Origin of the sequence: Paraburkholderia phosphatilytica (assembly GCF_003443895.1) — a bacterium.
GTDB classification, from domain to species: Bacteria; Pseudomonadota; Gammaproteobacteria; order Burkholderiales; family Burkholderiaceae; genus Paraburkholderia; species Paraburkholderia phosphatilytica.
This window is the reverse complement of record NZ_QQOA01000055.1, coordinates 16,779-43,390: the sequence shown is the minus strand read 5'-3', so window position 1 is coordinate 43,390 and position 26,612 is coordinate 16,779. Positions and strand designations below refer to the sequence as shown.

At 66.9% G+C, this 26,612-nt stretch carries 24 protein-coding genes; 4 read left to right on the top strand and 20 right to left on the bottom strand.

Features of this window, described 5'->3' with window-relative positions:
• Positions 1-411: 411 nt before the first annotated feature.
• The 7 genes from DVS29_RS33565 to msuE all read right to left on the bottom strand — a co-directional run bounded on the left by DVS29_RS33565 (position 412) and on the right by msuE (position 7,174).
• Positions 412-1,191, bottom strand: coding sequence for an ABC transporter ATP-binding protein (locus tag DVS29_RS33565; RefSeq protein WP_118185068.1), 780 nt, complete (start codon positions 1,189-1,191; stop codon positions 412-414).
• On the bottom strand, positions 1,188-2,564 hold the full coding sequence (locus DVS29_RS33560; RefSeq protein WP_118185066.1) for an ABC transporter substrate-binding protein: 1,377 nt from the start codon (positions 2,562-2,564) through the stop codon (positions 1,188-1,190). Before DVS29_RS33560 ends, DVS29_RS33565 begins: the two co-directional genes overlap by 4 nt.
• A gap of 84 nt (positions 2,565-2,648) precedes the next feature.
• A complete protein-coding gene (locus DVS29_RS33555; RefSeq protein WP_118185064.1) occupies positions 2,649-3,728 on the bottom strand; it encodes a branched-chain amino acid ABC transporter permease in 1,080 nt (359 codons plus the stop codon).
• 8 nt (positions 3,729-3,736) lie between these two features.
• Positions 3,737-4,618, bottom strand: coding sequence for a branched-chain amino acid ABC transporter permease (locus DVS29_RS33550; RefSeq protein ID WP_118185062.1), 882 nt, complete (start codon positions 4,616-4,618; stop codon positions 3,737-3,739).
• Between the two features lie 27 nt (positions 4,619-4,645).
• Positions 4,646-5,431: an ABC transporter ATP-binding protein gene (locus DVS29_RS33545; protein ID WP_118185060.1), complete on the bottom strand. Its 786-nt coding sequence runs from the start codon at positions 5,429-5,431 to the stop codon at positions 4,646-4,648.
• Complete coding sequence (gene sfnG, locus DVS29_RS33540) at positions 5,428-6,531, bottom strand: dimethylsulfone monooxygenase SfnG (RefSeq protein ID WP_118185058.1); 1,104 nt, start codon at positions 6,529-6,531, stop codon at positions 5,428-5,430. The genes DVS29_RS33545 and sfnG overlap by 4 nt, the downstream gene beginning before the upstream one ends.
• A 49-nt stretch (positions 6,532-6,580) precedes the next feature.
• Positions 6,581-7,174: an FMN reductase gene (gene msuE, locus DVS29_RS33535; protein ID WP_118185056.1), complete on the bottom strand. Its 594-nt coding sequence runs from the start codon at positions 7,172-7,174 to the stop codon at positions 6,581-6,583.
• Between the two features lie 492 nt (positions 7,175-7,666).
• Between msuE and DVS29_RS33530 the strand changes: the two genes are divergently transcribed.
• A complete protein-coding gene (locus tag DVS29_RS33530; protein WP_118185054.1) occupies positions 7,667-8,794 on the top strand; it encodes a sigma-54 interaction domain-containing protein in 1,128 nt (375 codons plus the stop codon).
• A 23-nt stretch (positions 8,795-8,817) separates the two neighbouring features.
• Here DVS29_RS33530 and DVS29_RS33525 read toward each other — a convergent pair whose 3' ends face one another.
• From DVS29_RS33525 to DVS29_RS33515, 3 genes are all read right to left on the bottom strand, one after another.
• Positions 8,818-10,068 (bottom strand): acyl-CoA dehydrogenase family protein, encoded by a 1,251-nt coding sequence (locus DVS29_RS33525; RefSeq protein WP_118185051.1) that lies wholly within the window; start codon positions 10,066-10,068, stop codon positions 8,818-8,820.
• A 252-nt stretch (positions 10,069-10,320) separates the two neighbouring features.
• Positions 10,321-11,307, bottom strand: a complete 987-nt coding sequence (locus DVS29_RS33520; protein WP_118185049.1) for a zinc-dependent alcohol dehydrogenase family protein — start codon at positions 11,305-11,307, stop codon at positions 10,321-10,323.
• Positions 11,308-11,346: 39 nt separating this feature from the next.
• Positions 11,347-11,847: a hypothetical protein gene (locus DVS29_RS33515; protein ID WP_118185047.1), complete on the bottom strand. Its 501-nt coding sequence runs from the start codon at positions 11,845-11,847 to the stop codon at positions 11,347-11,349.
• A 288-nt stretch (positions 11,848-12,135) separates the two neighbouring features.
• On the opposite strand from DVS29_RS33515, the gene DVS29_RS33510 reads away from it, so the two are divergent.
• The 3 genes from DVS29_RS33510 (at position 12,136) to trpS (ending at position 15,245) form a co-directional block, all read left to right on the top strand.
• Positions 12,136-13,524: a PAS domain-containing sensor histidine kinase gene (locus DVS29_RS33510; RefSeq protein WP_118185045.1), complete on the top strand. Its 1,389-nt coding sequence runs from the start codon at positions 12,136-12,138 to the stop codon at positions 13,522-13,524.
• Positions 13,525-13,655: 131 nt separating this feature from the next.
• On the top strand, positions 13,656-14,171 hold the full coding sequence (locus tag DVS29_RS33505) for a chemotaxis protein CheW (protein ID WP_118185043.1): 516 nt from the start codon (positions 13,656-13,658) through the stop codon (positions 14,169-14,171).
• A gap of 54 nt (positions 14,172-14,225) precedes the next feature.
• A complete protein-coding gene (gene trpS / locus DVS29_RS33500; protein ID WP_118185041.1) occupies positions 14,226-15,245 on the top strand; it encodes a tryptophan--tRNA ligase in 1,020 nt (339 codons plus the stop codon).
• A gap of 43 nt (positions 15,246-15,288) precedes the next feature.
• Here the strand turns inward: trpS and DVS29_RS33495 are convergent, their stop codons facing one another.
• From DVS29_RS33495 to DVS29_RS33450, 10 genes are all read right to left on the bottom strand, one after another.
• Positions 15,289-16,569 (bottom strand): type II toxin-antitoxin system HipA family toxin, encoded by a 1,281-nt coding sequence (locus DVS29_RS33495; protein ID WP_118185039.1) that lies wholly within the window; start codon positions 16,567-16,569, stop codon positions 15,289-15,291.
• Positions 16,566-17,054 carry a helix-turn-helix domain-containing protein gene (locus DVS29_RS33490; protein ID WP_118185037.1) on the bottom strand — a complete coding sequence of 163 codons (489 nt, stop codon included), beginning with the start codon at positions 17,052-17,054 and terminating at the stop codon, positions 16,566-16,568. Before DVS29_RS33490 ends, DVS29_RS33495 begins: the two co-directional genes overlap by 4 nt.
• A 148-nt stretch (positions 17,055-17,202) precedes the next feature.
• The gene (locus DVS29_RS33485; RefSeq protein ID WP_118185036.1) at positions 17,203-19,248 is read right to left on the bottom strand and encodes a family 2A encapsulin nanocompartment cargo protein cysteine desulfurase; all 2,046 of its coding nucleotides are present in this window, start codon (positions 19,246-19,248) and stop codon (positions 17,203-17,205) included.
• Positions 19,223-20,155 (bottom strand): family 2A encapsulin nanocompartment shell protein, encoded by a 933-nt coding sequence (locus tag DVS29_RS33480; protein ID WP_118185035.1) that lies wholly within the window; start codon positions 20,153-20,155, stop codon positions 19,223-19,225. Before DVS29_RS33480 ends, DVS29_RS33485 begins: the two co-directional genes overlap by 26 nt.
• A gap of 143 nt (positions 20,156-20,298) precedes the next feature.
• Positions 20,299-20,544, bottom strand: coding sequence for a helix-turn-helix domain-containing protein (locus DVS29_RS33475; protein WP_118185033.1), 246 nt, complete (start codon positions 20,542-20,544; stop codon positions 20,299-20,301).
• Positions 20,541-21,503 carry a serine O-acetyltransferase gene (locus tag DVS29_RS33470; protein ID WP_118185072.1) on the bottom strand — a complete coding sequence of 321 codons (963 nt, stop codon included), beginning with the start codon at positions 21,501-21,503 and terminating at the stop codon, positions 20,541-20,543. The genes DVS29_RS33475 and DVS29_RS33470 overlap by 4 nt, the downstream gene beginning before the upstream one ends.
• A 102-nt stretch (positions 21,504-21,605) precedes the next feature.
• Positions 21,606-22,073, bottom strand: coding sequence for a rhodanese-like domain-containing protein (locus tag DVS29_RS33465; RefSeq protein WP_118185031.1), 468 nt, complete (start codon positions 22,071-22,073; stop codon positions 21,606-21,608).
• Positions 22,074-22,238: 165 nt separating this feature from the next.
• A complete protein-coding gene (locus DVS29_RS33460; RefSeq protein WP_118185029.1) occupies positions 22,239-22,445 on the bottom strand; it encodes a hypothetical protein in 207 nt (68 codons plus the stop codon).
• 13 nt (positions 22,446-22,458) lie between these two features.
• The gene (locus DVS29_RS33455; RefSeq protein WP_118185027.1) at positions 22,459-22,806 is read right to left on the bottom strand and encodes a hypothetical protein; all 348 of its coding nucleotides are present in this window, start codon (positions 22,804-22,806) and stop codon (positions 22,459-22,461) included.
• 156 nt (positions 22,807-22,962) lie between these two features.
• On the bottom strand, positions 22,963-26,502 hold the full coding sequence (locus tag DVS29_RS33450; RefSeq protein ID WP_118185025.1) for an ABC transporter ATP-binding protein/permease: 3,540 nt from the start codon (positions 26,500-26,502) through the stop codon (positions 22,963-22,965).
• Positions 26,503-26,612 lie beyond the last annotated feature (110 nt).

Genomic DNA, 26,612 nt, shown 5'->3' with positions numbered 1-26,612 from the left:
GGCGCCGAACAGCCAACCCGAGCCGATGATCGACCCGAGACCCGTCAACATCAGCGCGACCGGCCCGATGTTGCGTTGAATAGAACTTTTCACGTCGTCTCCTTCTAAATGGCGAACTCAACAACGTCGCTGCGTAGTTCTTTTATCGCTGCGACGTTGCGGTTGTCTCCCTCCAGGTGATAGCACCGCAGCGCAAGGTAAGGCAGTGCCCAGCCAGGCTTCGCTGCGGAGTGCGGATAGTCCTGTGAGGAGGCCTTGGGCGTCCAATGCCGATTGCGCATGGGGCCATACCGTTATGACATAACGGCAGGTGGAAGTAGACGAGACGGGAGATTCGGGGCGGCCGTCAGCGCAATCGCAGCGGCACGCCCTTCGCGTTTCCGTTCACGCGTGCGCGGCTTCGCGCCCAGCTCAAGCCGCGGTTTCGGCTTCGGCGAAAGCCCGCCCCGTGCCGCCAAGATATGCGTCACGCAACACGTCGGCACTGGACAGTTGCTGTGCGTCGCCCTCCGCGACCACCCGTCCGCTCTCCAGCACATAACCGTAATGCGCGTGCCGCAGCGCGACCATCGCGTTCTGTTCGGCCAGTAGCACGCTGAGGCCTTCGTCGCGATTCAGCGTCGCGACCACGTCGAATATCTCGTCGACGACAGCCGGCGCGAGTCCCATCGATGGTTCGTCGAGCAGGATCAGCGACGGCCGTGCGATCAACGCGCGGCCGAGCGCGACCATCTGCTGCTCGCCGCCCGACGTGTGTCCCGCGAGCGCGCGGCGCCGCTCCTTCAGGCGTGGGAAGATCGCATAGATGCGCTCCAGCTCGGCATCGAGTTCACTCCGTGCCGGCCTGCGCACGAACGCGCCGAGCCGCAGGTTGTCTTCCACCGTCAGATGCGCGAAACAGCGCCGCCCCTCCAGCACCTGCACGAGGCCGCGAGCGGCGAGCGTCCACGGATCCGCGCCGGTCACCGGCTCGCCCCGATAAACGATGCGGCCTGCGCTGAGTTCGCCGCGTTCGACGCGTAGCAGGTTCGAAATCGCCTTCAGCGTCGTCGTCTTGCCCGCGCCGTTACCACCCAGCAGCGCGACGATACCGCCCGCCGGAACCGTCAGCGATACGCCGCGCAGCGCCGGCACGAGCCCACCATAAGCCGCGTGGATCGCGTCGACCTCGAGAATCGACGCGGCACTCATGCGCCGGTGTCCTTGCTGCAGTCGCGCGGCGTGATGCCCTTCTCCTTCGCGTACGCATTCGCGGACTGCTCGATAATCGGCCGAAGCAGCGCGCGATCCGCCTGTACCCAGCCGCTCACCACCTTCCACTTCGTGCCGTCCCATTGCTGGAAGCGCACCGCGCCGCCGCCTTCGTGATCCGCGCACGACAGCTTCAGCGGCTGCACGAGCCCGTATGCGCCGAGCTGCTTCAGGCGCGCGTCGTCGAGATTCAGATGCTCGAAGCCCCAGCGCACCTGTTCGCCCGTCAGCGGCTTGTTGCCGAAGTGCGCCTGCGCGACGCGCACCGCCTCCACGTTGAGGATGCCGTTGACGACACCGAGGTTGTAGTACACCGTACCGAAGCGCGCCGGATCCTTCAGGTTGCCATTACCCGGCTTGATCACGTACTGGTCGATCGCCTGCAGCACCGGGAAGTCGGTGCCCGACGGATGCGTGGTGATCGAGATGAAACCCTTCGCCGCGTCGCCCGCGGGCCGCACGTCCTCTTCCGAATTGCTCCAGATGTTGCCGATGATGTGGTCGGCCGGGTAGCCCACTTTCTGCGCGGACTTCAGCGCCACCGGATTCATCACGCCCCAGCCGCGCAGGATCACCCAGTCCGGATTGATACGGTGAATCGTCAGCCACTGCGAGCCCTGCTCGTTGCCAGGGTGCGGCACCTCGATCTGCGTGAGTTCGAAGCCATACTTCTTCGAGAGAATGTCGAGCACCGGAATCGTCTCGCGTCCATACGGCGAACCGTGATAGAGCACGACGACCTTCTTGCCCTTCAGCGCGTTCAGTCCGCCCGACTGCCGGCCGATATAGTTGACGATCGCGGACACCTCGCTATACGGGTTCAGTTGAAGCGGGAACACGTACGGGAATACAGCGCCGTCCGTCGAATCGGTGCGGCCGTGGTTGATCGTGATGAGCGGCAGCTTGTCGGCCGTCGAACGGTCGATCGTCGCGTACGCGATGCCGACGGACAGCGGATTGGTCGCTGCCGCCGGCGCGCCGTTCAAGCCATGCTTGAGCCGCTCGTAGCATTCAACGCCCTTCTCGACCACGTATTCCGTTTCGCACTCGCTCCACGTCAGCTTGACGCCGTTCACGCCGCCGTCGCGCGCATTGATCAGCTGCAGATAGTCGATGAAGCCGCCGAAGAAGCCGCTGCCGCCCGCGGCATATGGGCCGACGCGATAACTCTGCAACGGGAAGTACTCTTCGCCTGCCGCATTTGCGTGCGGCGCTGAGCCGACTGCCAACGTGAGCCCGATGCCCACCGCCGCGAGCGCGTGAAAGAATCGCAAGCTGAAGCGACGTCGCCGGGAAGAAATGGTCTTTTCCATACCGTATGTAATCCTTATCTATCCAGATTCGAAAATTGATGTTTGAAGCGGTTTTTGGTTTGACTGTCAGTTAGAGCGCGATTGCTATCGCGTCGACCCAGCGCTCGCGCTGCTGGACCGCGACCGGGAGCGCAACAACACCGTCTGCACAAGTCGCGCGAGGCCATCCGGTTCGCGCACGAGAAATACGATGATCAGCGTGCCAAGCACGATCTTCTGCAGGTTCTGCAACTGTCCGGCTTCGATGCCGGCATGCGCGAACGCTCCAGCCGCGTTCGAGAGCAGGATCGGCAGCAGCACCATGAATGCAGCGCCGAGCAGATTGCCGACAACGCTGCCCATCCCGCCGATGATCACAATGAACAGCACCTGAAACGACAGATCGAGATCGAACCCGTGCGGCTCGACCGTGCCGAGGTAAGCGAACGCCCATAGCGCGCCCGCGATGCCGGTCACGAACGAACTCACTGCGAACGCAAGCAGACGCGAGCCCGCCACAGGAATGCCGATCACGCTCGCGGCCGTGTCCATGTCGCGCACGGCCATCCAGCGTCGCCCCAGTTCGCTGCGTACCACGCGCGCTGCGAATACGTACAGCAACGTGACCGTGCCGAGCGCGAACAGGTAGCGCGACGCGGGCGTGTCGATGGTCCAGTGACCGATCGCGAGACGCGGTGCGACCAGCACGCCGGAGGTATCGTCGTTCGAGAACCAGCTCACGCGCGTGAAGAGCCACTCCACGAAGAACTGCGCGGCGAGCGTCGAGACGATCAGATAGAAGCCCTTGATCCGAAGTGCGGTGATACCGAACAGCGCACCGGTCGCCCCCGCAACGAGCCCACCGCCCAGCAGCGCAATCGGCAACGGCAGCGCCGGAATACGCACAACGAGGTTGTAGGTCGCGTACGCACCCACCGCCATGAATGCGGCCGAACCGAGCGAAATCTGGCCGGCGTAGCCCGTGACGAGGTTGAGCCCGAGCGCTGCCGCGGACAGCACGAGAAACGGAATCAGCACCGCGCTCAGCCAGTATTCGCTCGCAAAGCGCGGTACGGCAACGAACAGGACCGCGGCAACGACGATCGCGCCAGCCACACGCAACGGATGCTGAAAGCCGGATGCAGACACCGGCGAACCAGGAGAAACCACAGGACGAGTCGACATGCGTCACCTCACACGCGTTCGACGGCGGGTTCGCCGAACAGCCCGACGGGACGCGCGAGCAGGCACAGCATCGCGAGCACGTACGGAAACCAGTTTTCGATACCGCCGCCCAGTGCAGTGCCCACGTACACTTCGGCGAGCTTCTCGGTACCACCCACCAGCAGCCCGCCGACGATCGCGCCGACGATCGAAGAAAAGCCACCGATGATCAGCACCGGCAGCGCCTTCAGCACGACCAGCGACAGCGAGAACTGCACGCCAAGCCGCGCGCCCCACAGCAGACCTGCGACGAGACTCGTGAAACCGGCGAGCGCCCACACCGTCGCCCAGATACGCGGCAGGCGCACGCCGATCGCGAGCGCGGCGAGCGGGTCGTCCGCCACCGCGCGTAGCGACAAACCGAAGCGCGTGGTTTTCGCGAGCAGCGCGAGCGCCGCGACCAGCACGCCAGCGGTTGCCGCCGCGAACAGATCGAACTGGCTGACCATCACGCCGGCGATCGCGAGCGGTTTGTCGTCGATGCCCAGATCGAGGCCGTGCACCTGCGCGCCCCACAGCAGTTGCGCCGCACCTTCGAGGATGTAGCTCAAGCCGAGCGTCGCCATGAACAGCACGATCGGCGCGCGGTTCACGAGCGGCCTCAACACCAGTTGCCCGACCGCGAGTGCGATCAGCACCAGCGCCGCGAGTGTGATCGCGAACGCGAGCCACGGCGCGATATGCCGTTCGACGAGACTCACGAACGTCAGCGCGCCGAACAGCACGAGCGCGCCGTGCGCGTAGTTGAACACGCCCGACGCCTTGTAGATCAGCACGAAGCCGATCGCGACGAGCGAATACATCACGCCGGCGAGCAAGCCGCCCACCAGCACTTCAAAAAAGAACTCCATCCGTTCAGTCCTCGTTTTGTGCTTCGCTCAATGACGTGTGCCGAGATACGCGGCGAGCACTGCGGGATCCGCGCGTACATCGTCAGGCGTTCCATCGGCGATCTTGCGGCCGTAGTCGAGCACCACCACGTGATCCGAGACGTCCATCACGACGCCGATGTCATGCTCGATCAGCACGATCGTCACGCCGAGCCGCGCGTTCGCATCGGCGATGAAACGCACCATCTCGCGTTTTTCCGCGGCGTTCATGCCGGCCATCGGTTCGTCAAGCAGCAGCAGTCGCGGCTCGGCCGCCAGCGCGCGAGCCAGCTCGACGCGCTTTTGCAGCCCATACGAGAGCGTGCCGACCGGCGTCGATCGATAGCGCGCGAGATCGAGCGCGTCGATCACGGCGTCCACCTGTTCGCGTTGCAGTGCATCGTCGCGTTTCGCCCGACCCACGCCGAAGGTCTGCTCGAGCCACGTGCTCCGCCGATGCAGGCTGCGCCCCGTCAGCACGTTGTCGAGCACGCTCATGCGGCGGAACAGCGCGATGTTCTGGAAGGTCCGCGCGATGCCCGCATGCGCGGTGCGATACGCATTCATGCGCCGGTACGCGTGCCCCGCGAAACGGACCGTTCCCTGCTGCGGCGCATACACGCCGTTGATCACGTTGAGCAGCGAGCTCTTGCCCGCGCCGTTCGGGCCGATCAGCGAGCAGATCGAACCTTGCGCGACGTCGAAGCTCAGGTCGGCGATCGCGCGCACGCCGTCGAACGACAGCGAGATGTGGTCGAGCGACAGCAGCGCGGGCGCGGGCAGACCCGTGCTCATGCCGGCTGCGCCGCACGTGCCGCTTCGAGCTCGCGCACGAGCGGCAGCACCTTCCTGCCGAAGTATTCGACCTCCTCGATGAAATGCAGAAAGCCGGCGAGCACGAGGTCGACGCCGATCGCTTTCAGTTCGACGATGCGCTCCGCGATCTGCTGCGGCGTGCCGATCAGGTTGGTCCGGAAGCCGTCGTTGTATTGCACGAGGTCCTCGAAGGTCGACTTCGCCCAGTTGCCCTCGCCTTCCGGCGAAGCCTGACCGGCCTGCTTCACCGCGCTGCCGAACGCGTTGACCGCCTCGACGTGCGCGTGACGGATGATGTCGTCGAGCACCGCCTTCGCTTCTTCCTCGGTGTCGCGCGCGATGATGAACGCGTTCACGCCGATCTTCACCGTGTGCTTGTTCTGCTTCGCCTTCGCCTGGATGTCGTCGATCTGCGCCTTCAGGTTCTCCGGCGTGTTGCCGTTCGTGAAGTACCAGTCCGACACGCTCGCCGCGTTGTCGCGCGCGGCGCGCGAGCTGCCGCCCTGGAAGATCTCCGGATGCGGCTTCTGCACCGGTTTCGGACTCAGCGTGTAGTCGTTGAAGCGGTAGAAGTCGCCCTTGAACGTGAAGCGGTCCTGCGTCCAGATGCCCTTGAGCGCGCGGATGAACTCGTTCGAGCGGCGGTAACGTTCATCGTGCTCGAGCCACGGTTCGCCAATCGCGGTGAATTCGTCCTTGAACCAGCCGCTCACCACGTTGATCGCCACGCGGCCGTTCGAGATATGGTCGATGGTCGCGAGCTGCTTCGCGACGACGGCCGGATTCCACGGGCCGGGCAGGATCGCGGCAAGCACTTTCAGCTTCGTCGTTGCGTGCAGCAATGCCTGGCTGAACGACACCGATTCGTGCTGATACTCGGCGCCGTAGCCGGCGGTGAAGCGGATCTGGCTCAGCGCATAGTCGAAGCCCGCGTCCTCGGCCGTGCGCGCGAGCTTCTGGTTGTACTCGAGGCTCCAGTCGGTGCGCTGCGCAATCGTGCTGACGACGAGCCCGCCGCTCACGTTCGGCACCCAGTAGGCGAATTTGACGGCATCGTCGCGGGAAACTGTGTCGGTCATCGAAATCCTCGTGATCGTGAAGGGCTATATCAAGGTGAAAAAAGACACGTCACGCGGCGGAAGCCTGCGCGACCTTGTGCTGAAGAGCCGAAGCGGACGACGCTTCGCGCGGTCGAACCCACGGCACCGCGCGCTCGATCGCAAGCGCGATCCGTTCGCGCAGCGCATCGCTGGCCGGCGCATGACCATCGAACTCGCGCTCGGACGCATAGACGCCGACGGGCCGCGTCAACGCCTGAAAAAAACTGAAGAGCGGACGCAGCTGAAGGTCGATCACAAGCGCATGACGGTCGCTGCCGCCGGTCGCGGCGAGCAGCACCGGCACGTCGATCAGCGCCTCGTGATGGACGAGATCGAACAGGTGCTTGAAGAGGCCCGTATACGACGCGCGATACACCGGGCTCGCCGCCACCAGCAGGTCCGCCGATTCGATCGCATCGAGATGCGCGCGCACGTCGTCGGGCACATGGCCGCGCGGTTCCGCCAGCGCGAGCCGCGGCGCGATTGCCGCGAGCTCGATCAGATGTGTGTCGGCCGGCAGTACGCGCGTGATGCCGTCGAGCAGTTGCTCCACCAACGCCAACGTGCGCGAGGGCCGCTGCAAGCTTCCTGACACCGCGACCACTTTCAGTCTCCTGCCCATCGATCGTGTTCCTCCGTTTCGTCCAGTCGATACTTCGCATTGCAGAACTATGCGAATACCATGCCAGACGGACACACGATCGATGCAGCGACGTGGCCCGCACCGCGTTCCACAGGCGACAAGGCAATCCGGTCAGGTGCGCGACGCATATCACGCATCGGCACATCCATATGCGCTGGATCGATGAACGCGGGTCAGCAGTTCCGCTGCGACGCTGCTGCGTGACGAGCAGTTCGGACGCAGCGCGCAACGTCCGCAACTCCGCTATAGCGCGCACATCGCTGCGCTCGCATCGCAAGTCAGGCAATCAAGCCACCGTCCGCACGCCGACACCGGCGCCATAGCAGCCAGCCGACTTTGTTTATCTGAACAAAATCGCTTCGACGCCGCTCGAGTTGTTCAGAATGTGCCGTTGCAGCCGCGCTTTTTCAGCCGGCTGCAACGTGCGCCGTCGCCCGAACGACGCATTCACTCCGTACCCCGTGTCCACTCATGACCCTGACCGTCGACTACGCACCGCCCCGCCGTTCAGGCACCTTGCCCGCCGAGGCGCCCCCGCTGATCACGCTGCCCGACGCACGCTCGCGGGTCGCGTCGATTCGCGCGACCGCGCAGGTGTTCGCCGATCCGCACTCGCTCGAACTGCTCGAACGCATCCGGCTGGTTGCGCCGAGCGACGCGAACGTGCTGATCGTCGGCGAAACGGGCACCGGCAAGGAACTGGTCGCGCGTCACGTGCATCAGTTGAGCCGTCGGCGCGACGCACCGTTCGTTGCGGTGAACTGCGGCGCGTTGCCGGAATCGCTCGCGGAGAGCGAGCTGTTCGGCCATGAGCGAGGCGCGTTCACGGGCGCAGTCAACGCGAGGCCCGGCTGGTTCGAGGCCGCGAACGGCGGCACGCTCTTTCTCGACGAGATCGGCGATCTGCCGCTGTCGATGCAGGTGAAGCTGCTGCGCGTGCTGCAGGAACGCGAGATCGTGCGGCTCGGCGCGCGCGCGGGCATCCCGATCGACGTGCGCGTGGTCGCCGCGACCAACGTGCATCTGCACGATGCAGTGAGCGCGGGCCACTTCCGCGAGGATCTGTACTATCGCCTGAACGTCGTGCATCTTGCCGTGCGGCCGCTGCGCGAACGGCCGGGCGATATCCTGCCGCTTGCGCGTCACTTCGTCGAAACCTACGGGCGCAGACTCGCGCGCGGCGCGACCGGCATCGACGACGCGGCGCAACGCAAGCTGCGCGAGCATGCCTGGCCCGGCAACATCCGCGAACTCGAAAACGCGATTCATCATGCGCTGCTCGTGTGCCGCGGCGACGTGGTGCGGGAAGCGGACCTGTACCTGTCGTCGTTCGACACGCAGCGCGTGCGCAACCTGCGGGACGTGCGGGACGAATCCGGCACCGCCCCGACATCGCAGCACGCATTCGAGCAGGCACTGCACGCGCTGTTCGACGACGGCGACGAGCGTCTCTTCGAACGCATCGAAGAGACGGTGATGCTCGCCGCGTTCGACTACTGCCATCGCAACCAGGTGCAGGCCGCGCGCCTGCTCGGCATCAGCCGCAACGTGCTGCGCGCGCGGCTGATCCGCGCGCGGGCGATCGACGCGCAGAAGTAACGAAGCCTCGCGCGCCATCGCGGTCAGCCCGCCGCGCCGGCGGAACGCACCGCGCCGATCTGCCACACGTACGGCGGCTCGGCGCGGTTGATCTCCCAGTCGCCGATGATGCGCTGCTTGTAGATCAGCGGATTGTGCGACGCCGCCGTCCGCACGTTGCGCCAGTGGCGATCGAGCAGCTTGCTGTCGCTGGTGCCCGACGCGCCGAGCGCGTTGAACAGATCGGTCGACGCGGCCAGCACCAGTTGCGCGACCACCACCTGCGCCTTCGCCGACTCCAGTTCAGCGTGCACGTTCGCGTCGTGCTCCGCCTGCGGGTCTGCAGCAAAGTGCGTGTCGTACGCGCGCTGCGCCGCTTCGGCCGCGCGCCACGCGGTGGCCTCCGCCGCATACACCCGCGCCGAGATTTCGCCGACTACCTGCTGCACCTGTGCATCGTCGCGCGCGGCGCCGGCATTGCCGTGGCTGTAGATGCGGTTGCGCCGGCGCACTTCGTCCGCGATATCGCGCACCACCGCGCGCCCGCTGCCCGCGATCACCGCGATCAGCACGAGCTGATAGAACGCGGTCTGGTATTTGAAGCGAGTCGAAAAGTCGATCACGTTTTCGTCCTCGACCACGGCGTTCTCGAAGATCGACGTGCCGCTGCCGGTGGTGCGCTGGCCGAAGCCGTCCCAGTCGTCGCTCTGCACGACGCCCGGCTGATGCGTGCTGACCGCCGCGATCACGTCGAGCCCGTCGTCACGGCGCGCATACACGTCGATCCAGTCCGCGAAGATACTGCCCGTGCTGTAGAACTTGCGGCCGTTGACGACCCAGCGGTCGGCGTCGCGCGACACGCGTGTGATCACGTCGCCGATCTTCACGTCGCCCACTTCGGTCCACGCATTGCCGACGAGGTCGCCCGCGACGAAGCGCTGCAGCCATACATCGCGCGCCGCACCCGGCGCGGCGTTGAGACGGTCCTCGACGAACGCGAAGTGGCCGCGCAGCGCCTGCGGCAACGCCGAATCGGCTTCCGCCAGTTCGATCAGCAGACGCACCAGTTGCGGCAGCGACGCGCCACCGCCGCCGTATTCGCGCGGCACGCGTACCGCGCCAAAGCCCGCGGACTTGAGCCACGCGATCGGTTCATAGGGCAGCGTGCGCGTGCGCTCGCGCTCGACGGCGCCCGCCGCGATACGCGCGAAGATCGGCCGCAAGCGTTCGGCGAGTGATTCGTAGTCGACGGATGCGGACGTGGAGAACGGTTCGGGTCGGGTGAGCTGGTTCATGTGCGGGACAGTGCCTGTGGAATGAAGGAACACGCAGAAAAAGGCGTGCGCCCTTCAAAGCACCGTCCGTGCCATTGTGTGCCGCTTGTGTGCCGCTTCGCTTTGCGGCCCGTGTGGGCTTGCTGCAAGTGGTCTGGAAGTGATCGCTGGTCGCGGCCAGACACCGATGGGCTCGCAACGATTCGTGCTGGTCCACACGCACGCATGCTGCCATGTTGCTGGCTGCGAAGCAGCGCGCAACCCATGCGCGGCTCAACGCATCGTCAGCACCGCCGCGCCGGAGACCTTGCCGTGGCGCAGATCGTCGAGCGCGCGATTCGCGTCTTTCAGCGCGTAGGCGGTCGCTTCGATGCGCAACGGCACGTCGCTCGCGGCGCTCATGAACGCCGCGCCATCGTCGCGCGTGAGATTCGCGACCGACACGATGCGCCGTTCGCCCCATAGCTGCCGATACGGAAACGACGGGATGTCGCTCATATGGATGCCGCCGCACACCACCGTGCCGCCCTTCACGACCGCTTCCAGCGCAGTGGGCACGAGCGCGCCGACGGGCGCGAAGATCAGCGCGGCGTCGAGCGGTTCCGGCGCGGTTTCGTCGCTGCCGCCCGCCCATACCGCGCCCAGCGAGCGCGCGAGCTGCTGCGCCTGTTCATCGCCGCGGCGGGTGAACGCGAACACGCGCCGCCCTTCGTGCGCCGCAATCTGCGCGACGATATGCGCCGCCGCGCCGAAACCGTAGAGGCCGACGTTGCGCGCATCGCTCGCCATCCGCAGCGTCCGGAAACCGATCAACCCCGCGCACAACAGCGGCGCCGCATGCAGATCGTCGTAGCGGTCAGGCAGATGCAGGCAGTAAGCGGCGCGCGCGACGGTTCGCTCCGCATAGCCGCCATCGAGCGTATAGCCGGTGAAGCCCGGCGCATCGCAGAGGTTTTCGCGGCCGCCGCGGCAATAGCGGCAGTGTCCGCAGGTCGCGCCGAGCCACGGCACGCCAACGCGATCGCCCACCTGAAATCCGTCGACGCCGTCGCCCAGCGCCGCCACCAGGCCGACGATCTCGTGGCCCGGTATCACCGGACGCTTCGGGTCGGCGAGCTCGCCGTCGACCACATGCAGATCCGTGCGGCACACACCGCACGCGTGCACGTCCACCAGCAGTTGACCCGGTCCGGGTCGCGGATCCGGGCACGCACGGCAGTCGAGTTCAGGACTCGCACCATCGAATACCATCGCCAGCATGGCACCTCCTTCGAGGCTTGCCGCGTCGCTGCATCGCCCTCAGTGATGACCGTACACCGAAGGCGCGCTACCCGATTCGCGCGCCAGATGGCGGCCGCGCAGCGGCACGGCGGACGCGGGCGGACGATGCCGCGCGAGGCTGTTGATGACCGCGGTATTGCGCCGGTCGTCCGCGCTCGCCTGTGCCTGTATCTGGGACTGCGCCTGCGCGCCCGACGCGGCGGGTGCGGACGACGCCACGGCGGCAGCGGATGCCGGTACGGACAACGCGGCCGTATCGGCGCTGTGTGAAAGGATTGCAGGCACCACCGCCCGCATCGACTGCCCGATGTTCAGATTATGCGTGGCGAGACGGTCGTACGCGCTCGCGACGATCATGCCGATCGCCGCCATCGTCATGAGCGAACCGACGAGCATGCTGAACCGCCTGCCGCGCTGCGGCGCGAGGCTTGCGGGTTGACGGCGCGACGACGCATCGGCGGCGCGCCGGCCAGCGGCGCCGGACCCGCCGCCGGGATGATGCCTGCTGGATGCGTGCATGGCGCTCCTGTTTTTTGCACCGAGAACGTGAACACAGCGAAGGAGCACACGGCGTGCCCGCTCTGTCTTGCTGTGGTCACAAACGGATTGCGGACCGACTGCGGACTCAGATTACCCCGATCGCCCGCACTCAAGTCAAGTCGGTCGGCCGCTGACCGGATCCTGCCGCGGTCCTTGCGATCCGATCAGGCCTCCAGAGCAATATCTGAAATGCCCTACGCGATTTTCAGTCGATCCTGACAAGGCGACTGCGCCGGTCGTGCCGCGCTTGCCTTAGTCTGACGTTTGATGCGCAACGCCCGTTCCGGGCACGCGCGACGCAACGACGACACCTATCAGCACATGGCGGCAACCTCCTCCGCCCGCTCGCGGAGCCGGAAGATACTCTTCGTCGGCGCCGGCGCGGGGCAATCTGTCTCGACGGTCGAACTTCTGCAGCAACTGGGCCTCGGCATCCGGCACGCGCCGGACCGTGCGTCGGCGCTACAGCACGCGCACGCCGCGCGGCCCGACCTCGTGATGATCGACGCCACCGACATTGGGCTCGACTGCGACGGCGTGCGTCGCGACTTCGAGGCCGACGCGAAGCTCGCCGGCGTGCCGGTGCTGCTGGTCGCGCATCCCGCCGCGATCGATCCCGACGCAAGCGAGCGCCAATGGCGCACGCTCGCGGAGAACCTGCCCGTTTCAATCATCCGCTACGACCTGGCCTGCCGGCCCACCTATCTGAGCGCGGCGTACGAGCAGCTCGCGGCAAACACCGCCGCCGATTCCGCCGGCACCGCGCCGCTCGTGCGCCCGGCGCTTTCGGCCGCGGACAGCACGCGCCTCGCGGCCAACGTGCGCGAGGTGCTGGCCTCGGGCGCGTCCGCCGAGTTCGAACTCAGCCCCGAAACCGATGGCGGCGCGAACTGGATCGCGGTCCGCATCGTTCCGGAATTCTGCCCGGCGGGACACGTGGTGAGCGCGCTCGTGATCGGCCAGGACATCTCCGCGCACCGGCAGATGGAGCAGGCATTGCGCGCGCTCGCGAACCGGCGCGAATCCGATCTCGAGGAAGAACGCCACCGCATTGCCCGCGAGCTGCACGACGAACTCGGCCAGCAGCTGGTCGGGCTGCGGATGAACGTCAACATGCTGCACATGCTGTCGGGCAAGAACGAAGTGCGCATGCACGAAGTGGCGGACACCATGCTCACGCTCGTCGACACGCTGATCCAGAGCACCCGCGACGTGTCCGCGTCGCTGCGGCCGACCATCCTCGACATGGGCCTGATTCCGGCGCTCGAATGGCTGACGTCGCGCTTCACGCGGCACACCGGCATCCGCTGCCAGCTGAAGGTCGACCAGATTGAAGCCGAGATGACCGCCGAGCAGGCCGTCGCGATCTTCCGCATCGCGCAGGAGTCGCTGACGAACGCCGCGACGCACTCGAAGGCCACCCGCATCAACGTCACGTTTCGCCGCGAGCCGGATGCGCTCGTCATCGAAATCAAGGACAACGGCACCGGCTTCGACGTGCAGAACGTCCGCAAGCCGAATGCGTTCGGTCTCGTCGGCATGCGCGAACGCGCGCTGGCAGCCGGCGGCGAAGCCGTAATCACCAGCACGCCGCGGCGCGGCACCGTCGTGCGGGCGCGCATTCCCGTCGCGCCCGGCGACCGCGGTTCGGCCTGAAGGGTCGAAACCGCGTTCAATACGCGGAAATACGGCTGAAATACGCGCGCCCCAGGCAACCCGCTACAATCGCGCAAGCCGCGACGCGTGGAGACGGGTCGCGCTCGCGAACCCCTACAACAACGACGACCATGACCAACACCCAGCAGTCCCGGAACACCGCGCGCAGAGCGGCCCGCGGCCGTTCGCACGAGTACCTGGCGTTCGCGCTCGGCGCGGAACATTACGCGATCGACATTCTCTGCGTGCAGGAAATCCGGGGCTACGGCAACGTCACGCACATCGCCAACGCACCGGCGCACATCAAGGGCATCGTGAACCTGCGCGGCACGATCGTGCCGATCCTCGACCTGCGCATCCGCTTCGGCCACGCGAACCCGACCTACAACGAACAGACCATCGTGATCGTGCTCAGCATTCTCGATCGCACGATCGGGCTCGTGGTCGACGCGGTGTCGGATGTGATCGAGATCGCAGCGGACGACATCATGCCCGCGCCGCAGTTCGGTTCGTCGGAACTCACCGCGCACATCGTGGGCGTCGCGACGCGCGACGAACGCATGATCATCGTGCTCGACATCGAGAAGGTGTTCTCCGACGACGACATCCAGCAGCTCGGCCTGATCGCGGCGGGCGGAACCGAGTGAGTTCCGCGGCCCGGTCCGGCGAGTCTGCCGCGCGCGGCCCGCTATACTGGCGCGATGAATACACAAGCGAAACCCCGCACCATCCTCACCGGCGACCGCACGACAGGTCCGCTGCATCTCGGCCACTACATCGGCTCGCTGCGCACCCGGGTCCAGCTGCAACATGAAGCGCGGCAGTTCCTGCTGCTTGCCGACACCCAGGCGCTGACCGACAACGTGGGGCGCCACCAGCGCGTCACGTCGAACGTGATCGAAGTCGCGATCGACTATCTCGCCGTGGGCATCGACCCTTCGAAGTCCACCATCTTCATCCAGTCGCAGGTGCCCGAGCTCGCCGAGCTGTCGCAATACCTGCTGAACCTCGTCACGGTGGCGCGCCTCGAACGCAATCCCACCATCAAGGAAGAGATCCGGCTGCGCGGTTTCGAGCGCGACATTCCGGCCGGCTTTCTGACCTATCCGGTGAGCCAGACCGCCGACATCACCGCGTTCAAGGCAACGCACGTTCCGGTCGGCGACGACCAGCTGCCGATGATCGAACAGACCAACGAGCTCGTGCGCCGCTTCAACAACACGGTCGAAGCGACGGTGCTGGTGGAATGCGAGGCCGTGCTGTCGCAGGTCACGCGTCTGCCCGGCATCGACGGCCGCGCGAAGATGAGCAAGTCGCTCGGCAACGCGATCGCGCTCGGCGCGACGCCGGACGAGATCACGAAGGCAGTGAAGGACATGTACACCGACCCGAACCATCTGCGCGTGAGCGACCCGGGCCAGGTGGAAGGCAACGTGGTGTTCGCGTTCCTCGACGCGTTCGAGCCGGATGTGGACAAGGTGAACGAACTCAAGGCGCACTACCGCCGCGGCGGCCTCGGCGACAGCGTCGTCAAACGCGTGCTGGACGAACAGCTGCAGGCGATCATCGAGCCGATCCGCGCGCGTCGCCGCGAACTGGAAAACGACCGCGGCGAAGTGCTGAACGTGCTGCGGCAAGGCACGATGCGCGCGCGGGAAGTGGCGGGCGCGACGGTGGCCGAGGTCAGGCGCGCGATGGGCCTGGTGTATTTCGAGGGGTGATGGATCGGGCGTACAACGATCCCGATCGCGAACCGGCGTTCAGTCACGAATCCGTTGCAAGGCGGAACGCACCTTCCATCTGCTGTTGTTCCCTGGCGGGAATCGCCAGAGCGTTCGCGAGCGTGGGCCACTGCGACACGACCTGACACTGGTTCGAGATGATGTCGCCGGCCTGTGCGACGGACACCCGGAAGTACGGCGCGACGGACCTTGCCAGCTCCAGGTCCATGTCGTTGTCCGTCTCGCTGATGTTGAGCTTGAGCCCGTGCGCATGCGGGACTGGATTCATGTCGAACGCCGGCGACAGCGCCCATCCGCGGCCCGGTTCCAGCAGGAAACCGTGATTGCGGAGATGGTCGTCGGTATTGGACACGAGCAGATTGAACACGATGCGCGACCATAACTCTTTCAGATGCGCATCGGTCGTTGCGCCGTCCGTCATCAGCACCTGGGCGATTTCCAGGTAGCTCACACCCGTCGACGCATCGTCGCCGTCGCGGTGGCCAGTCAGGTTCATCGCGGACGCGTAGTGTCGACGAAGACCGTCGGCTGTACGATCGAAGCGCTTGACGAGGAAGGTATGGTGCGCGCTTCCGAACCGGCGTACCAGCGCATCCGGCACCGAGAGCCCGCACGTCTTCGCCAGCGTGTAGACAACCATCTCCCACGCCCCCATGTCGACGTCATCCCGCACGCTTGGGAACTTGGCAATCCACAGGTGTCCCGCCGGATCCACCACGCTGGCCTTGGGCCTCGCTCCACCGAGGGAGCCGCCAGGAGCGATCAGCATGCGCAACCATTCGTCGGCTTCGCTCGCCGTGTTGTTCTCGTCGCGCTCCAGCGCGAGACTCGCAGCCTCGAGCGCGCGCAACTGCACGAACGGTGGATCGGCCAGATCGTGCTGATCGTCCAGAAACGGGCCTTCGTCATCCACCCGGAAGCGCAATGCACCGGCCCGGTATGCGTCGTGAACGCCGAGCAGATAGTCCGATTCGTAAAGCCGCGCCTTCGGGTCGACCCGCCCGGCACGCTGTGCCCGTTCGAGGCGACGACGCATCAGCACCCGCCCCCAGCGGTCCGGGCTTGCGTCGGCGAATGCGCCGAACGTCTCCTGTCCCGCCGGCGGATACTGTCGTCCCGCAAACCATCCCAGCCGTGGATCGAGCTTGAGTCCGGCCATGTCGGCACGCGCGAGCACGAGGCCATCGAATTCGAACTCGAAGATTTCGCGCGCGGCCACGCGACGCGCGTGCAGCCACCCTAGCCTTGCGGGCTGCCGAAGATGCGCCCAGTCGGCGTAGACGGCGATGCGCTCCGCGCTCATCGGCGTTCCGCCTTTTTCTTTGGCTTTGGAGCCTTGATCAGCGAACTCAGGTCACCGGTACTGACAAAGTCGCTGTCTGCCGCCCATTGTGCGGATTCGGATTCCTGCGGCTGCCGGGCTTCGGGAGGCTTGCGCGACCGCGGTACGACACGGCGCGACGCCGCCGCGCCGGCCCCCTGCTTCGATGCCGGGGCGCGTTGCATCAGTTCGGCATCCTGCAGATCCCTGCCTAGCGGATCGTCCTTCAACAGCAGATCGAACTGCGCGTCCACACCCAGAACCTGCATCACCGCAAGATAGGCGCCGATGGTCACGCCAGGGCCGCCATTCTCCAGGCTGCGAAGCGTGACGGGCGTCATGCCTGCCCGTTCGGCGACCTGCTTCGCCGTCAGACGACGACGCCGGCGCGCAAGGCGAATGCGCTCGCCGAACTGCCGCAGACGCAGTTCGGAAGCGGGGAGCAGCGCGGAGGTTCTCTGAGCCATGAGGATAATATTACATCCTTTTTTATGTAAAAAGGAAAGAATATTATTTTTTAAGGTATTAAATCTGGATACCCGCCGCGTCATAAAAAATGGGGCGGCCGCAGCATCACTGACGCCACGGCCGCCCCCCTTGCATCACGATCTCAACCTAGCGCCGCGCCGCGAGCCTCCGGATCACGTCGATAAACACATCGACTTCCTCGCACGTGTTGTAGAACGCGAGCGACGGCCGCACCGTCGCTTCGAGTCCGAAGCGACGCAGGATCGGCTGCGCGCAGTGATGTCCCGCGCGCACCGCGATGCCTTCCTGGTTCAGCGCCTGCCCCACCTCTTCCGTCGTGTAGCCCTTCAGCACGAACGACAGCACGCTCGCCTTGTCGCGCGCGGTGCCGACCGGCCGCACGCCCGGAACCGGCGTGAGCAGGCTCGTCGCATACGCGAGCAGATCGTGCTCGTAGCGCGCGATGTTTTCGATGCCGATGCGCATCACGTACTCCAGCGCGGCGGCGAGACCCACCGCATCCGCGATGTTGCCCGTGCCCGCTTCGAAACGGTTGGGCGGCGGCTGGAACACCGTGCGCTCGAAGGTCACGTCGGCGATCATATTGCCGCCGCCCTGCCACGGCGGCATGTCGTCGAGCACCTCGCGCTTGCCGTAGACCACGCCGATGCCGGTCGGCCCGAATATCTTGTGTCCGGAGAACACGAAGAAATCCGCGTCGAGCGACTGCACGTCCACCCGCATATGCGACACCGACTGCGCGCCGTCGACGAGCGCCCTCGCGCCGGCGCGATGCGCGATCGCGACGATGTCCGCGACCGGCACGACGGTGCCGAGCGCGTTCGACACCTGCGTGACCGCCACGATCTTCGTGCGGTCGTTCAGCAGCTTGCGGTATTCGTCGAGCAGCACCTGGCCCGAATCGTCGACGGGAATCACGCGCAGCTTCGCGCCCTTTCGCGACGCGAGCTGCTGCCACGGCACGATGTTCGCATGATGTTCGAGATGCGACACCACGATCTCGTCGCCTTCGCCCACGTTCTGCTCGCCCCAAGAATTCGCGATCAGGTTGATCGCTTCCGTGGTGCCGCGCACGAACACGATCTCGTCCGGCGACGATGCGCCGATGAAGCGCTGCACCGTCTCGCGCGCGTGTTCGTAGGCGTCCGTCGCGCGCCCGGCCAGTGCGTGCGCCGCGCGATGGATGTTCGAGTTCTCGTGCGCGTAGAAATACGCGAGCCGGTCGATCACGGCCTGCGGCTTGTGCGTCGTCGCGGCGTTGTCGAACCAGATCAGCGGCTTGCCGTTCACCCGCTCACTGAGGATCGGGAAATCGCGCCGCACCGCGTTGATGTCGAACGGCGGATGCGCGGACGCGAACGACGGCTCGCGTTTCGCTTCGCGCGGATGGGCGGCGGCGCGGGCATCGTCGAGCACGTAGAGCGAGCGCTGCCGCGCGGGCGTAGCTCCGGCACCGTCGGGGGTGAAGCGATGGAGCGGCAACAGCTCGCGCAGATCGCCTTCCGTTGGCAGCCCGAACGAACGCGGATCCGCCACGTTGCCCGCGAAGCCGCCGGGCACCGAGAGCGCGGGCGCGGTGTCGGGCATCTGACCACGCGTGTCCGCCAGAAAATAGTACGGCGGGACCGCCGCCTCGCGGCCTTGCGCACGCGCATCGTGCCCGGACGTCCGCACGCCGAGCGCGGCGCCGCCCACGCGCGGCTCGAGCGCGGGCGCGATCGTCACCACGTTGTCCGGCAGCCCGTTCTGCGCGGCCGCATGCGGCGCAAGCGCCGGCGCGCGGTTGCCGAGCGACAGGATATGCGTCGGCGCAGACGGCGCGAGATTGCCGCCCGGCACGCGGCCCTGCGGCAGCGAAGCGCCCGGCACGCCAGTGCCGAAGCCGCCCGGGCCCGCGAGCGGCGAACCTGCCGGCGCGGGGTTGCCGACCGACGCCAGAATCGGCGCCGCGGCAGGCAACGCCGACGGCACGCCGCCCACCGCGCCGCTGCCCGCGGCGACATCCGGCGCGACCGCGCGGCCCGGCGGCGCGCTGAAGAACTCGCTGGCGAGGCGCGCAAGTGCGGCCGGATCGGGCAGCCCCGCAGGCAGACCCGCAGGCAACACCGCGCCCGGCACGTCAGGCGACGTGCCTGCCACGGCGGGATTAGCGGTAGGTGTCTGCATAGTCATGGTACTTGCCGATCTCCACTTCATCGAGCACCGCGAGCGCGTCCGGCGAATGCACGGCGAGCGAACAGTACAGCGAGATCAGGTACGACGCGATTGCCTGATTGTTGATGCCCATGAAGCGAACCGACAGCCCCGGGCCCTGCTCGCCCGCCACACCCGGCTGATACAGGCCGACCACGCCCTGACGCTTGTCGCCGACGCGCAGCAGCAGGATCTTCGTCTTGCCGTCGGTAACCGGCACCTTGTCCGACGGAATCAGCGGAATGCCGCGCCACGTGATGAACTGCGAACCGAACAGGCTGACGGTGGGCGGCGGCACGCCGCGTCGCGTGCATTCGCGGCCGAACGCGGCGATCGCGAGCGGGTGCGTGAGAAAGAACGCGGGCTCTTTCCACACCTTCGTGAGGAGCTCGTCGAGATCGTCCGGCGTCGGCGCACCCGTCAGCGGAAGGAGCACTTGATCGTCCTCGACATTCGCAAGGAGTCCGTAATCCGGATTGTTGATCAGCTGGCTTTCCTGCAGTTCCTTGATCGTTTCGATCGTCAGGCGCAGCTGTTCCTTGATCTGGTCGTGCGGGCTGCTGTAGAGATCGGAGATTCGCGTATGCACGTCGAGCACGGTGCTGACCGCATTCAGGAAGTACTCGCGCGGCTGCTCTTCATACGGCACGAAGGTGCTCGGCAGCGTGGCTTCGTCTTCGCGCGCGGTGCAGGCGGCCCGCACCGCTTCCGGGTCCTTCACGCGGTTCAGCCGGTAGATGCCGGCTTCCACCGGCACCCACTGCAGCAGATGCGTGAGCCAGCGCGGCGTGATGGTGGAAAGCTGCGGAACGGTCTTGGTGGCGTTGGCTAGCTGGCGCGCTGCGTTATCGCCGAGTGCGGTCTGGCCGCTCACGATCGTGGACATGGACGGGACTCCGGTTCCTTAGAAAGAAAACAGCAATGCTTATGACGAAATGGAATTATCAGGACCGCCAGGCCACCGCTCAACATGCTATAGCCATCATTCGGAGCGGCATCGCGCGCTCGCGATCCTTGCTATGGATACGATCAGGGGTGAAGCGAAGCGTCGGACGCGTGCGAAGCTACCGCGGGCAGCAAGGTCGCGATCGGCACATTGAACGCGCGCGCGATCTTCTCGACCGTGACGATCGACGCGATCACGGTGCCCCGTTCGATCTCGCCGACGTACGAGCGGTTGAGTCCCGCGTGCTCCGCGAGCTGCTCCTGCGACCACGACTGGGCTTCGCGCAGCCCGCGCACGGTCGTGCCGAAGTGGCGAACCAGCGTGTTCATCGCAGCGCGTCGGCAATATCGGCGGTATCAGCGGCTTGCGCGAGCGGCGCGGTCGCGGAGCGCGTATCGTGCCGCGAGATCGCCTGCGTGACGTGCGCGCCGGGCGGCACGCTTTCCGTCAGCCACACATTGCCGCCGATCACCGCGCCGCGGCCCAGCGTAACGCGCCCGAGGATCGTCGCGCCTGCATAGATGACGACGTCGTCCTCGACGATCGGATGCCGCAGCAGGCCCTTTTCCAGATGTCCCGCCGCATCGCGCGGAAAGCGCTTCGCGCCGAGCGTGACCGCCTGGTAGACGCGCACGCGTTCGCCGATCATCGAAGTCGCGCCGATCACGACGCCCGTGCCGTGGTCGATGAAGAAGCCAGCGCCGATGGTCGCGCCGGGATGGATGTCGATGCCGGTCGCCGCATGCGCATGTTCGGACAGGATGCGGGCGAGCAGCGGCAAGCCGAGCCCGTGCAGTTCGTGCGCGATGCGGTAGTGGATCATCGCGAGTACGCCGGGGTAGCACAGCAGCACTTCGTCCACGCTGCCGGCCGCCGGATCGCCGTGAAACGCGGCGAGCACGTCGCTGTCCAGCACCGCGCGGATCGCGGGCAAACGCCCGGCGAACGCGTGGATCGCTTCGGCCGCCTGCGCATCGATGCTGACGGCATCGGGCGGCGCAAGGCGCGCCCTGTAGTGCAGTTCGAGCCTCGCCTGCGCGAGGAGCGCATGCAGCGCCGCATCGAGCGCGTGCCCGACGTAGAAGTCTTCGGTTTCCTGGCGCAGATCGAGCGGACCGAGCCGCATCGGGAACAGCACGCCTTTCAGCGTGTCGATCGCGTCGGCGAGCGCTTCGCGCGACGGCAGTTCGCGCCCGCCGGGCTCGAGCGAACGTTTCTGTTCTTCGCGCCAGCGCTGCCGCACGGTGTGCAGCTCGCCGACGATGGCGTCGATGTTGAAGACGGTCACGGCCCGCACTCCCCAAAGCGGTTGGGCGACACTTCTGTCAGCCGGATTTCGCGGCCGCGCCGCAAAGATCGGTTCGCCCCGCCAGCGGGCGGGGCGTCGTGGTCAGTCCTGAATCCACGGCAGGCCATGAAAGCGCCAGCCGTTGTGCGTGCCGCGCCGGCCGGCTTCGTCGAGGTCGCCCTCGAAGCCTTCGAGCATGTTGAACACGTTCGCGAAGCCCGCCCTGGCCGCCGCTTCCGCCGCCTGCGCGGAACGGTTGCCGCTGCGGCACAGCAGCACGATCGCGGCGTCCTTGCCCGCTTTCGCTTCCAGTTCGCGCACGAAACGCGGGTTGCGCGTGAAGCTCGTACCCGTCGCCCACGCCACGTGCAGCGTCTCCGGTACGTGGCCGACGAACTTGCGTTCTTCCGCGGTGCGCACGTCGACGAGCACGGCTTCACGGGCCGAATGCAGCGCCCACGCCGCTTGCGGCGTCACGCTGCCCGCGTACGGCAACCCGTTCGCCCGGCCGCTTTCGCGTGCCGCTTCCAGATCCGCATGCAGCGGCCTTTCCTGAACGTCCAGCGTCATTCGATGCCTCCATGAGTCGCGGCGGCAGCGTCTTCGCGCTGCTGCCTATAGCCATCACGACTCCACTATGAGATCGCCATGCGCCGATTCAAACCAATTAAAACTGCTATCCAAATGAGCAGCCGGATACGAAGGAATGCACGCTGCAATAGAGGGACATTGCGCCTATCTGCCCGTCAATCCAGTGCGACGTCCAGCGGCTGCGTTCGCGTCGTTGCGCGCGAGGTTCTGCTGGGTTCGCAACGCACCCGACGGCGCTGGACGCGCGCGCGTCCACCATGTCTCGGTGCAGACCAGCAGCACCGCGATGACGAACACGATCAGCGTCTTCGCGGGAGGCGAACTCGCGGACCACGGCTGCGCGCGTGACATGGACGTTGCCCGCTCAGCGACGCGCGAGCATCGCCAGCGCGCGATGCGCGTCGATCAAGCGGCCGTAGTCCGTCAGCGAGCCTTCGACGCGGCGCGTGACCGGAAAGGTGGCGACGGTGGTCAGTAGCTGCGTCGAGCCGTCGGCATCGTCCGGCGCGGGCGACGGCTCCTCTCGTGTCGAACAGAACGCCTGCTCGCGGCGCGCGTTGTAGCACGGCCGGAGCTTCCCTTCGGCGACGAGTTCGCGTAACGCCGAGTTCGACGCGTCGAGCGACGCGCCGTGCAGCCGTGCGAGATTCGAAGCGGTGTACGCGCGGCCAGCGCGCATGGTCAGAAGAAGGCTGGTGGCGAGTGGGCTCATGGCGGCAGCATCGATGGACCCGCGTCGTACTGCCCGCGGATCGTGATTTCGTTGCCCCTTGCGGGGGACTCTGCCGGCCAATCTAACAGCGATGACGCGCACTGCTAAGCAACGGTTTTTCATTTGGATATGCGGGCACGCCGCATACCCAAACCGCTACGCGGCGAACGCCCCCGCCTGATGCGCGACGAGCCGCGCGTACGCGCCTTGCCGGGCAATCAGCTCGTCGTGCCGTCCCGCTTCGATCACGCGGCCGTGCTCGATCACAAGGATCGCGTCCGCGTTGCGGATCGTCGAAAGCCGGTGCGCGATGATGATCGACGTGCGCTGCGTCATCAGTTCTTCCAGCGCGTCGCGGATCTGCTGTTCGCTGATCGTGTCGAGGTGCGAAGTCGCCTCGTCGAGGATGAGGATCGGCGCATCCTTCAGGAACGCGCGCGCGATCGCAACCCGCTGGCGCTGCCCGCCCGACAGCTGCACGCCGCGCTCGCCGACGCGGGTGGCGAGACCTTGCGGTAGTCGCGCAACGAAGTCGCCCAGCGCCGCGCGTTCGAGCGCGCGCATCACGTCCGTCGCCGATGCATCGCTGGCGGCGAGCCGGATGTTCGCTTCGAGCGTGTCGTTGAACAGATAGGTATCCTGTGCAACCAGCGCGATGTGCTGCCGCAGATCGTCGAGCCGCAAACGTCGCAGATCGACGCCGCCGAGCGTGATGCGGCCTTGCTGCGGATCCCAGAAACGCAGCAGCAGGCTCGCCACGGTCGACTTGCCCGCGCCGGACGCGCCGACCAGCGCGACCGTGCTGCCCTTCGGCACGTCGAAGCTGGCTTCGTCGATCGCGGGCACGCCGCGGCCGGGATACGTGAAGCTCGCGCGCTCGAAACGCACGGCCGGATTCGCCCGCACCGCGAGTTCGCCATCGACGACCGTCACCGGCTCCTTCTCCACCGCGCGCAGCCGGCGCGTCGATGCGATCGTGTCGGCAAGCTGGCGGGCCACCTGCGCGATTTCGCCGACCGGCATGAACGCCGCCACCGCGACCAGCACCAGCAGCGGCAGCGTCTCGTGCGCGAACCAGCCCTGCGCGCACAGCAGCGCGCCAAGCACCGCGACTGCAAGGCCGCCCAGGCCGCTCGCCAGCTCGAGCGCGGCGCCCTGCCGCGACAGGTCGTCGAGCAACCTCGCGCGGCGTTGCCGGTACGTTTCGACGTCAGCGACGAACGCCGCGCGGCGACGCTCGATGGCCTGAAACGCAATCAGCTCGGCAAGGCCCTGGATCGTCTCCGTCAGGTGCGCGCCGAGCAGGCCGAGCGCGTCGCGGGCGTCGCTGCCGAGGCGATCGATGTCCCGGCGTGCCAGCACAGGTGCGAGCCCCGCCCACAGCAGAAACGGCAGCAGCACGAGCGCGAGCGGCCATGCCACGGTTGCGAGCAGCACCAGCACACCGGCCGGTACCAGCACCGCGACGAACGCGGGCGCGAGCGTGTGCGCGTAGAAATACTCGACCGTCTCCACGTCCTGCGTCGCGAGCGCGACGAGATCGCCGGAGCGCCGGCGCAGCAGCCCCGCCGGCGCGAGACGTTCCAGCGTCGCGTACAGCGCAATGCGCATCTCCGCGAGGAGCCGATACGCCATGTCGTGCGCGAGCCACGATTCGAGCCAGTGCAGCACGGCCGCGAGTGGCGCCATGCACAGCAGCACCGCGACCAGCGCGGCGAACGGCCGCCCCGCCGAGACCGCGCCCACCGCCAGCGCGCCGATCATGCCCACGCCGATCATCCCGAGCACACGGCCGATGCCGCACAGCACGGTCCACGCGACCTGCCCTCGCCACGGCCGCACAAATCGCAGCAGCGTGCGCAGTGTTTCGGGCCAGCCGATGGCCGCGGCATCGTCGTTCAGCGGTTTGATTTCCGCACCCGACGACGCGTGCGCGGTAGCACCGGTAGCGGCTTCGCCGACGGCCGACTCCGCCACCGCGGCAAGCTGCGGCCCCATCAGCCGCCGGTACGGACCGTCACGCGCGATCAGCCTGGCATGCGTGCCTTCGTCGACCACGCGGCCATGATCCAGCACGAGGATGCGGTCGGCGCCGATCACGCTGGAGAGCCGATGCGCGAGGATCAGCGTCGTGCGGCCTTGCGTGAGCCGGTCGAGCGCCTGCTGGATCAACGCCTCGTTTTCGGCATCGACCGACGACAGCGCTTCGTCGAGCAGCAGGATCGGCGCGTCGCGCAGCAGCGCGCGAGCGATCGCGATGCGCTGGCGCTGGCCGCCCGACAACGTGAGCCCGCGCTCGCCGATGCGCGTGTCGTAGCCGTCGGGCAACGCGCAGATGAAGTCGTGCGCGTTGGCAGCGCGCGCGGCCGCGATCATCTCCGCATCGCTCGCGTCGGGCCGGCCGAGCCGCAGGTTGTCGGCGACGTTGCCGTCGAACAGCGTCGCGTCCTGCGCGACCACCGCGATCATCCCGCGCACCTGCGCGGCATCCAGCGCGCGAAGGTCATGGCCGCCGATGCGGATCGCGCCTGCCGTGACGTCGTGCTGCCGCAGCAGCAGCCGCACGATGGTCGACTTGCCCGCGCCGCTCGGACCGACGACAGCCACTGTCTCGCCCGCCCGGATCGTGAAGCTCAGGTCCGCATGCGCATCGGCGCGCCGGCCGGGGTACGCGAAGCTCACGCCATCGAACGCGATCTCGGCGCGCAGGTCCGCGACCTGAGGCGAGGCGCCCGCCGGCGCCTCGCCGCGCGCATCGAGCAACGCGTGAATCGCGGCCGCCGCGGACTGCCCGATCATCCCTTGATGCAGCACCGCGCGCAGGTCGCGCAGCGGCCGGAAAATCTCGCTGCCCGCCATCAGCACGATCAGCAGCGCTTCGAGGCTCATCTCGCCGTGACGCACCCGCCATGCGCCGACGGCGATCGCCGCAGCCGCGCCGAGGCCGGTGCCGAGATCGGTGAAGAAGCGCGTCAGCAGGCCGAGCGCGAGCACCCAGAAGGTGCTGCCGGACAATGCGCGAGCCTTGTCGGCGAGCTTCGCGCCGAATGCCGCGCTCTGACCGAAGGCTTTCAGCGTCGGCAGGCCCTGCACGGCGTCGAGGAATTCCTCGCCGAACGCCTTGAACGCGGCCGAACGCGCGAGCGCCGCGCGCCGGTCGGCCCGATGGATCAACTGCGGCAGCGCGAGCGTCACAAGCGCCGCGGCCAGCAGCACGGCCGCGGTCGGCACGTCCCACCACGCGAGCACCGCGAAGATCATCACCGGCGCGCACGCGGCGATCGCGACCTGCGGCAGATATGCACCAAAGAAGCTCTGCAGCTGCTCGACCCCATCGACGACGGCCAGCATCACGCCGCCCGTGCGCTCGCCGCTGAACCACGCGGGCCCGAGCGCCGCGATCCGGTCGAACAGCCGCGCGCGCAGTGCGGCCTGCACGCGGCCGGCGGTTCGTTGCGCGAGCACCGTGCGGCGATGTTCGAGCGCCGCGCGCACCAGCACGCACACGGCGGTCGCGGCGGCGGCCGTCGCGATGCTGCGCACGGGCGCGCCGGCAAACACCAGCGCCAGCACGCGGCCGAGAAACACGAAGCGCAGAATGCCGACGCCGAGCGCCAGCAGCCCGAGCGCAACCGCGACGCCCACCCGCCAGCGCAATCCCGCCATCATCGCCCACAGGCGTCTGTCGAAATACATGACCGCTTTCTCCTTGATCGTTCGCACGGTGCCTGGCGAATCAGAGGCTACGCGCGCCGGCTTTGCGCGGCAAAGGATGTTTTTTCACGGGGTGTTGAATAACCTACAAT